The following is a 1162-nucleotide window of genomic DNA, read 5'->3' as shown; positions in this document are numbered from 1 at the left end:
TGGCTACGTAGCTCAGTTGGTTAGAGCACATCACTCATAATGATGGGGTCACAGGTTCGAATCCCGTCGTAGCCACCATTTCAATTTTATTATAAGATTGAAAATCAATACTCGATATTGATAAAATGCGGAAGTGGCGGAATTGGTAGACGCACTAGATTTAGGTTCTAGCGCCGTAAGGTGTGAGAGTTCAAGTCTCTCCTTCCGCACCATTCTTTCAATAGAGTTGAAAGAAGCTTGAAAAAGCACATTGTAGGTCTATCGCCAAGCGGTAAGGCAACGGCTTTTGATGCCGTCATTCCCTGGTTCGAATCCAGGTAGACCTGCCACAATTTAAGATGACGATTAATTATTTTATTCTTCGGTGTCTATTGGCTACGTAGCTCAGTTGGTTAGAGCACATCACTCATAATGATGGGGTCACAGGTTCGAATCCCGTCGTAGCCACCATTTATTCTTCGATTAAGTATTTACCTATACTTTAATTGAAAAATACGATCAGAGAACAACAGTTATTTATAACTGACAATATGCGGAAGTGGCGGAATTGGTAGACGCACTAGATTTAGGTTCTAGCGCCGCAAGGTGTGAGAGTTCAAGTCTCTCCTTCCGCACCATTCTCTCTGATCTTAAAGTCTTGTTACTACCCAACAAGCAAAGGTTACTTGAAAAAGTAAACCAGTAGGTCTATCGCCAAGCGGTAAGGCAACGGCTTTTGATGCCGTCATTCCCTGGTTCGAATCCAGGTAGACCTGCCATATTTAGATTAATTGTTACGACAGTTAATCATTGCGGAAGTGGCGGAATTGGTAGACGCACTAGATTTAGGTTCTAGCGCCGTAAGGTGTGAGAGTTCAAGTCTCTCCTTCCGCACCATTATTCTTTAAATCAGCTTTTTACCAATTACTGATTTAATTAATACAACTAGAGATACAACAGTTATTTATAACTGACAATTTGCGGAAGTGGCGGAATTGGTAGACGCACTAGATTTAGGTTCTAGCGCCGCAAGGTGTGAGAGTTCAAGTCTCTCCTTCCGCACCATTCTCTCTAGTTTTGTGAAAGTCTTATGAAAATAAGCACTGTAGGTCTATCGCCAAGCGGTAAGGCAACGGCTTTTGATGCCGTCATTCCCTGGTTCGAATCCAGGTAGACCTGCCAT

Annotated in this window: 9 tRNA genes; all 9 read left to right on the top strand. The window is 42.8% G+C overall.

Annotated features, from left to right (window positions below):
- The first annotated feature begins 1 nt into the window (after position 1).
- The 9 genes from PAND9192_RS20300 (at position 2) to PAND9192_RS20260 (ending at position 1161) form a co-directional block, all read left to right on the top strand.
- Positions 2 to 78, top strand: a tRNA-Met gene (locus PAND9192_RS20300).
- A 49-nt stretch (positions 79 to 127) separates the two neighbouring features.
- Positions 128 to 212: transfer RNA gene (locus PAND9192_RS20295), tRNA-Leu, on the top strand.
- 42 nt (positions 213 to 254) lie between these two features.
- Positions 255 to 329: transfer RNA gene (locus PAND9192_RS20290), tRNA-Gln, on the top strand.
- 44 nt (positions 330 to 373) lie between these two features.
- A tRNA-Met gene (locus PAND9192_RS20285) sits at positions 374 to 450 on the top strand.
- A gap of 82 nt (positions 451 to 532) precedes the next feature.
- A tRNA-Leu gene (locus PAND9192_RS20280) sits at positions 533 to 617 on the top strand.
- 66 nt (positions 618 to 683) lie between these two features.
- Positions 684 to 758, top strand: a tRNA-Gln gene (locus tag PAND9192_RS20275).
- Between the two features lie 33 nt (positions 759 to 791).
- Positions 792 to 876 (top strand) — tRNA-Leu (locus PAND9192_RS20270).
- 83 nt (positions 877 to 959) lie between these two features.
- A tRNA-Leu gene (locus PAND9192_RS20265) sits at positions 960 to 1044 on the top strand.
- Between the two features lie 42 nt (positions 1045 to 1086).
- Positions 1087 to 1161 (top strand) — tRNA-Gln (locus tag PAND9192_RS20260).
- Position 1162: the final 1 nt, after the last annotated feature.

It is taken from the genome of Photobacterium andalusiense (genome assembly GCF_900185625.1).
Classification (GTDB): Bacteria; Pseudomonadota; Gammaproteobacteria; order Enterobacterales; family Vibrionaceae; genus Photobacterium; species Photobacterium aquimaris.
Note: the sequence above shows the minus strand (reverse complement) of the source record. Positions and strands in the feature narration are given on the sequence as shown.